Here is a 7,054-nt window from a genome sequence, read left to right as displayed (position 1 = left end):
GCAGCGGCTCCCCCGCGGCGACGCGCAGCTGCAGCTCGACCAGGTCCAGACCGGTGACCTCCTCGGTGACCGGGTGCTCGACCTGCAGGCGGGTGTTCATCTCGAGGAAGAAGAACTCGTCGGGACGGTCCGAGCTCACGATGAACTCGACGGTCCCGGCGCCGGTGTAACCGACGCTGCGGGCGGCCTCGCAGGCGGCGCGGCCCATCTCGTCGCGCTGCGCGGGGGTGAGCAGAGCCGACGGCGCCTCCTCGATGATCTTCTGGTGGCGGCGCTGCAGCGAGCACTCGCGCTCGCCGAGGTGCACGACGGCGCCGTGCGCGTCGGCCATCACCTGGATCTCGATGTGCCGCGGCGTGGTGACCAGCCGCTCGACGAGCAGGGTGTCGTCGCCGAAGGAGCCGCGGGCCTCGCGGCGCGCACCGGCGATCGCGTCGGCCAGCTGCTCCGGGGAGTGCACCTCGCGCATGCCCTTGCCCCCGCCGCCCGCGGACGGCTTGAGCAGCACCGGGTAGCCGATGTCGGCGACGACGGAGGCCAGGTCGTCGTCGGTGAGGCCGGAGCCGTCGGAGCCGGGCACGACCGGGACCCCGGCCTTGGCGACGGTCTGCTTGGCGCGGATCTTGTCGCCCATCGCCTCGATCGCCGACGACGGCGGCCCGACGAAGGCGATCCCCGCCTGCTCGCAGGCGGCGGCGAACGCGGTGTTCTCGGACAGGAAGCCGTAGCCGGGGTGGATCGCCTGCGCACCGGTCGCCCGGGCGGCGGCGATCACGTTCTCCACCGACAGGTAGGACTCGCCGGCGGCGGCCGGGCCGATCCGGACGGCCTCGTCGGCGGCGCGGACGTGCGGGGCCGCGGCGTCGGCGTCGGAGTACACGGCGACCGACCGGACGCCCAGCGAGCGCAGGGTGCGGATGACGCGGACCGCGATCTCGCCGCGGTTCGCGACCAGGACGGTGTCGAACAGTGCCGATCCCATGGGGGCCCTCACATCCGGAAGACGCCGAAGGCCGGGTCGGCCAGGGGCGCGTTGGCGGCGACGGACAGGGACAGCCCGAGGACGGTGCGGGTGTCGGCGGGGTCGATGACGCCGTCGTCCCACAGCCGGGCGGTGGAGTAGAGGGGGTGTCCCTGCTCCTCGTACTGGGCGCGGATCGCGTCCGGGTCGGCGTTGCCGACGGTGCCGAGCACGGTGGCGGCCTGCTCGCCCCCCATGACCGAGATGCGGGCGTTGGGCCACATGAACAGGAACCGCGGCGAGTACGCCCGCCCGCACATCGCGTAGTTGCCGGCGCCGAAGGACCCGCCGATGACGACGGTCAGCTTCGGCACCCGGGTGGAGGCCACGGCGGTGACCATCTTCGCGCCGTTGCGGGCGATGCCACCGGCCTCGTACTCGCGGCCGACCATGAACCCGGAGATGTTCTGCAGGAACACCAGCGGGATACCGCGCTGGTCGCACAGCTCCACGAAGTGCGCGCCCTTGGTCGCGGACTCGGAGAACAGGATCCCGTTGTTGGCGACGATCCCGACCGGATGGCCGTGGATCCGGGCGAACCCGGTGACCAGGGTGGTGCCGTACTCGGACTTGAACTCCGCGAACCGCGAGCCGTCGACGACCCGGGCGATGACCTCACGCACGTCGTAGGGGGTGCGGGTGTCGGTCGGCACCGCGGCGTAGAGCCCGGCGGGGTCGACGGCGGGCTCCTCGGTGGGGCGCACCTCCCACGGCCGCGGAGCACGCGGGCCGAGCGTCGCGACGATCGCGCGGACCCGGGCGAGCGCATCGGCGTCGTCGACGGCGAGGTGGTCGGTCACACCGGAGACCTTCGCGTGCAGGTCCCCGCCGCCCAGTTCCTCGGCGGTGACGACCTCGCCCGTCGCGGCCTTCACCAGCGGCGGGCCGCCCAGGAAGATCGTGCCCTGGTTACGGACGATCACGGCCTCGTCGCTCATCGCCGGCACGTACGCCCCGCCCGCGGTGCAGGAGCCGAGGACGGCGGCGATCTGCGGGATGCCCTGCCCGGACATCTGCGCCTGGTTGTAGAAGATCCGGCCGAAGTGCTCGCGGTCGGGGAACACATCGTCCTGCTCGGGCAGGTACGCGCCCCCGGAGTCCACCAGGTACACACACGGCAGCCGGTTGTGCAGCGCCACCTCCTGCGCGCGCAGGTGCTTCTTGACCGTCATCGGGTAGTAGGTGCCGCCCTTGACCGTCGCGTCGTTGGCCACGACCACGACCTCCCGGCCGGCGACCCGCCCGACCCCGGTGATCATCCCGGCGCCGGGGGCCTGGTCGTCGTACATGCCGTTCGCGGCCAGCGGGGACAGCTCCAGGAACGGCGACGACGGGTCCACCAGCGCGTCCACCCGGTCGCGCGGCAGGAGCTTCCCGCGCTCGACGTGCCGGACCCGCGACCGCTCCGGCCCACCGAGCCGGGTCCGCTCCAGCCGATCACGCAGATCGGCGACCAGGGCGCGGTGCGCGGCGTCGTTCTCCGCGGCGCGCGCGTCGGCCGGATCCACCGCCGTGCCGAGCCGCGGGGCCTCCGGGGCCGGCGCGGGTGGGGCCTGCGGTGCCGTCATCGGACCTCCCGGGGAACGCTGCCTGTTAATGACCGTTAACAGGTTAGCGGTTGTTAACACGTGGCGTCCAGAGCGGGCGTCCCGCGGACTAGGCTGGGGCCGTGCGCCTGCTACTGGTCGAGGACGAGAAGCCGCTCGCCGAGCTGGTCCGCCGGGGCCTCGCCGGGGAGGGGCACGAGGTCGAGGTCGCGCACGACGGCCCCACCGGACTGCAGCTCGCGCTGACCGGCCGGCACGACGTGGTCATCCTCGACATCATGCTGCCGGGCCTGTCGGGCTACCGGATCCTGCAGCACCTGCGCGACCGCGGCGTGTGGACGCCGGTGCTCATGCTGACCGCCAAGGACGGCGAGTACGACGAGGCCGACGCCTTCGACCTCGGCGCGGACGACTACCTGACCAAGCCGTTCTCGTTCGTCGTGCTGCAGGCGCGGCTGCGCGCGCTGCTGCGCCGGGCCGGCGAGGCCGCACCGACCGTGCTGCGGGTCGGGGACCTCAGCCTGGACCCGGGCACGCACCGGGTGCACCGCGGCGAGACCGAGATCCCGCTGACCCCGCGCGAGTTCGGCGTGCTCGAGCACCTGATGCAGAACACCGGGCAGGTCGTGACCAAGACCGACATCCTGCGCTCGGTCTGGGACGCCCACTACGACGGCGAGGTCAACGTCGTCGAGGTCTACGTCGGCTACCTGCGCCGCAAGATCGACGCACCGTTCGGGACGCACAGCATCGAGACACTGCGCGGCGTCGGCTACCGGATGTCCGAGCCCGCGCCCGCGCCGCCCCGCTGACCCGCGGGGACCCGCTCAGCGACGACGGTCGGACGGCCGCCGCGGCGACGGCGCCCCGACCGGCTCCCGCTCGGCCCGGGCGGGCTCGCGCCCGGTGTCCCGGGTGTCACGGGACGTCTCCCGGCTGGCGACGGCGGTGCCGCCACGTCCCCGCTGCCCACGCGGCGTGACGACCGGCAACGGCCGGGTGGCGTTCTCGTCGAACGGGCTACCGACGGTGTTCGGCCGGATCGGCAGCGGCCCGGTCGGCGGGTCGAGGCGACTGTGGGCGGGTGGTGCGGACACGTCGTCCTCCGGGTCGGGCGGGGTCGTCACCGGACCGCTGTCCGGGGTCCGACCGTCCGTGCCCGAGCCGTGGGTGACGGCCGGGTCACCGGGCGTGCGCATCATGCCATCCGGAGCGGCGGTCCCGCGTGCCGACGCGCCCGCCCCCACGGGGCCCGCCGACACCGGGCGGGCCGGGGCCTCGGGAGCGACCGCGGAGCCCATGACCGGGCGGACCGGAGCGGTGCCGCCCGAGGCCGTGCCGTTCTGCGCCGTGCCGTTCTGCGCCGTGCCGTTCTGCGCCGTGCCGTTCTGCGCCGTGCCGTTCTGCGCCGTGCCGTTCTGCGCCGTGCCGTTCTGCGCCGTGCCGTTCTGCGCCGTGCCGTGCTCCGGTGTCCCGTGGTCGGCGCCGCCCTGCCCCAGCCACGCGGCCGGGCCGAAGTCGGCAGGCTCCTCGGCCCGCGCCCACGGCGACCGTGTGGTCACCCGCGGGATCGGACCGGAGGGCCGGTCGTCGCACAGCTCCGCGGCCGGCTCGCCGTCGAACCCGGCCCCGGCGTGGTCGGCGTCCACCGGTCCGGGGGTCTCCTCCTCGGGCAGCGGCGCCGTCACGGCGGGCACGGTGACCCGGAACCGGGCCCCGCCCAGCTCGGGCGACGAGGTCGCCTCCACGGTCCCGCCGTGCGCCGCGACCAGCTCGGCGACGATCGCCAGGCCGAGCCCGGAGCCGCCGTCACCGCGGGAACGGGCCTCGTCGAGCCGCACGAAGCGCTCGAAGACCCGGGCGCGGTCGGCCTCGGGGACGCCGTTGCCGTCGTCGTCGACCTCGATCACCGCGAGGTCGCCCTCGGCCCGGACCGACACCGCGACCGTCGACGACGCGTGCCGCTTGGCGTTGTCGACCAGGTTGCGCAGTACCCGGACCAGCTGCCCGCGGTCGCCGACCACCCGGACGGGCTCACTGGTCACCCGGACCGCGACGGCGGTCTCGGCCGACGGACGCTCCCGCTCGGCGTCGGCGATCTCGTCGAGGTCGACCTCCTCGCGGCGCGGCGCGATGCCGCGCTCGTCGGCACGGGCGAGGAACAGCAGGTTCTCGACCAGGCCGGTCAGCCGGGAGGCCTCCCCGCGCAGCACGTCGACGGTGGCCCGGTCCGCGGACGCCTCCGGCATGCCCGAGCCGAGCAGCTCCAGGCCGGTCGACACGGTCGCGAGCGGGCTGCGCAGCTCGTGGCTGGCGTCGGCGACGAAGCGGCGCTGGGTCGCCTGGGAGGACTCGATCCGCCCGAGCATCTGGTTCATGGTGCGGGCGAGACGGCCGACCTCGTCGCGGGCGGCCGGCTCGTCGACGCGCTGGGAGAGGTCCTTGTCGCCCATCCCGGCGACCCGGGACCGCATGTCCTCCACCGGGCGCAGTGCACGGCCGGCGAACAGGTAGGTGAAACCGCCCGCGACCAGCACCAGCAGCGGGACCCCGCCCGCGACGAGCCAGGTGACGAGGTCGACGGCGCTGTGCATCTGGTCGGTCGGCTGGGCGGAGTAGATCGTGATCGGCCGGTCGAAGGCACGCACGCCGAGCCCGACGACCATCATGTCCTCGGTCTGCAGCGGGCCGGCGTCGGGCTCCGGGCCGCCCGCCTCGTGGAAGGTGACCGGCACGTCCATCTGGGAGCGCGTCTCGTGCGGGGCGAGAACCCAGTCCACCAGCTTCGGCTGCCCGTCCAGCGGCTCGGACGAGGCGAACACCTCGATGTTGCGGCCCTCGCCGTTCGACCCGACCCGGTCGTCCGGCGCGCCGGTCCGGTCGCTCCAGGCCGTGACGACCTGCACCAGGTCGGTGCGGCGGGCGGTGGTCACCACCGCGTTCTCCTTGGCCGGGTCGCCGGGGCGGTAGTCGGCGAAGTTGGCCTGGATCCGCTCGGCCACCTGCTGGGCGTTGGCCAGCAGCGCCTCCTCGGTATTGCGCTTCAGCTGGCTCTCGAGGACCAGCACCAGCGACACACCGGCGACGACGAGCACCATCGCGACCGCCGTCGCCGCCGCGAGGGCGGACGCGGCGCGGACGCCGAGACGCTCGCGCATCCGGCGCAGGGTCCTCATCACGCTCACGAGGGTATCGCCGCCGACCTGTGCGGAGCCTGAGACGGACCGCACGGGGCGTTAACAATCGTTAACCGACGACGCTACGATCGCCCGATGGCCGCAGCTGGACCCTCCCCCGCGGATGGCGCGGGCGCGCGCACAGAGGCCCCGTCGCGGCGCGAGCAGATCCTGACCGAGGCGGCCCGGCTGTTCGCCCGGCACGGCTTCCACGGGGTGAGCATCGCCGACCTCGGCGCCGCGGTCGGCGTCAGCGGCCCCGCCCTCTACCGGCACTTCCCCGGCAAGGAGGCGCTGCTCGCCGAGCTGCTCATCGACATCTCCGAGCGACTGCTCGACGGCGGCCGCGCCCGCGTGCACCACGACGACCCCCGTGCCGCGCTGGCCGACCTCGTCGACTTCCACGTCGCGTTCGCGACCCGGGAGCCGGAGCTGATCGTCGTGCAGGACCGGGACCTGGCGAACCTGCCCGAGGAGCCGCGCCGCACCGTGCGGCGGCTGCAGCGCACCTACGTCGAGCTGTGGGTGGACACGCTGCGCCGGGCGCACCCCGACGTCGCCCCGGCCGAGGCCCGCACCGTCGCCCACGGGGTGTTCGGTCTGCTCAACTCCACGCCGTACGCACCGCGGGCCGAGCAGCCGTCACCGCGCGGGGCGGACGCCCGGGCCGCGGTGCTGCGCCGGATGGCGCTGGCCGCGCTGGCGGTCGCCCCGGCCTGAGCAGCACCGGTCAGAGCCCCCCGTCAGGCCCCGACGCGCTCCCGTTCGGGATCCACGGGGACCGGCGCGACGGCGGCCCGGCCCCGCCGGTCCTCCCGGCGCGCGACGACGAGCAGCCGCAGCCCGTTCAGGCACACCAGCACCGTGGACAGCTCGTGCCCGGCGACGCCGACGACCAGCGGCAACGTCCCGATCAGGTCCCACCCGACCAGGACCACGATCACCGTGGCGGCGAAGGCCAGGTTCGCCCGCGCGATCCGCCGAGCCCGCCGGGCCAGCACGACCAGCGGGGCCAGCGAGCCGAGCGGGTCACGGGTGAGCACGCCGTCGGCGGCCTCCAGGGACAGCGCCCCCGCCCCCTCGGAGACCACGAGGCCGACGTCGGCCGACGCGAGCAGCGGCGCGTCGTTGATGCCGTCGCCCGCGGCGAGCACCCGGCGGCCCCGGGCCTGCTCCGCGCGGACGACCTCAACCTTGCCGTCGGGCAGCAGCCCGGCCCGCACCCGGGTCAGGCCGAGCCGGTCGGCGAGCACCCGGGCGGGACGCTCGGCGTCGCCGGTGAGGACCTGCGGGTCGCCGCCGACCTCGCG

At 74.8% G+C, this 7,054-nt stretch carries 6 protein-coding genes; 2 read left to right on the top strand and 4 right to left on the bottom strand.

Going from position 1 to position 7,054, the window contains the following annotated elements; all coding sequences use genetic code 11:
- Together GTW08_RS08590 and GTW08_RS08585 are read right to left on the bottom strand one after the other, a co-directional pair.
- Nucleotides 1–982, bottom strand: a 982-nt coding sequence (locus GTW08_RS08590) for an acetyl-CoA carboxylase biotin carboxylase subunit (RefSeq protein WP_202416749.1), incomplete at its 3' end; no start/stop codon positions are given.
- Between the two features lie 8 nt (nt 983–990).
- Complete coding sequence (locus tag GTW08_RS08585) at nt 991–2,589, bottom strand: carboxyl transferase domain-containing protein (protein ID WP_073576791.1); 1,599 nt, start codon at nt 2,587–2,589, stop codon at nt 991–993.
- Between the two features lie 101 nt (nt 2,590–2,690).
- Between GTW08_RS08585 and GTW08_RS08580 the strand changes: the two genes are divergently transcribed.
- Nucleotides 2,691–3,380, top strand: coding sequence for a response regulator transcription factor (locus GTW08_RS08580; protein WP_073576792.1), 690 nt, complete (start codon nt 2,691–2,693; stop codon nt 3,378–3,380).
- Nucleotides 3,381–3,395: 15 nt separating this feature from the next.
- Here the strand turns inward: GTW08_RS08580 and GTW08_RS08575 are convergent, their stop codons facing one another.
- A complete protein-coding gene (locus GTW08_RS08575) occupies nt 3,396–5,744 on the bottom strand; it encodes a sensor histidine kinase (protein WP_161151735.1) in 2,349 nt (782 codons plus the stop codon).
- A gap of 96 nt (nt 5,745–5,840) precedes the next feature.
- Between GTW08_RS08575 and GTW08_RS08570 the strand changes: the two genes are divergently transcribed.
- Nucleotides 5,841–6,464 carry a TetR/AcrR family transcriptional regulator gene (locus GTW08_RS08570; protein ID WP_073576794.1) on the top strand — a complete coding sequence of 208 codons (624 nt, stop codon included), beginning with the start codon at nt 5,841–5,843 and terminating at the stop codon, nt 6,462–6,464.
- Between the two features lie 23 nt (nt 6,465–6,487).
- On the opposite strand, the gene GTW08_RS08565 is transcribed toward GTW08_RS08570, so the two are convergent.
- Nucleotides 6,488–7,054, bottom strand: a 567-nt coding sequence (locus GTW08_RS08565) for an HAD family hydrolase (protein WP_161151734.1), incomplete at its 5' end; no start/stop codon positions are given.

Origin of the sequence: Pseudonocardia sp. SID8383 (genome assembly GCF_009864975.1) — a bacterium.
Lineage (GTDB): Bacteria > Actinomycetota > Actinomycetes > Mycobacteriales > Pseudonocardiaceae > Pseudonocardia > Pseudonocardia alni.
This window is presented reverse-complemented; position numbering and strand designations above follow the sequence as displayed.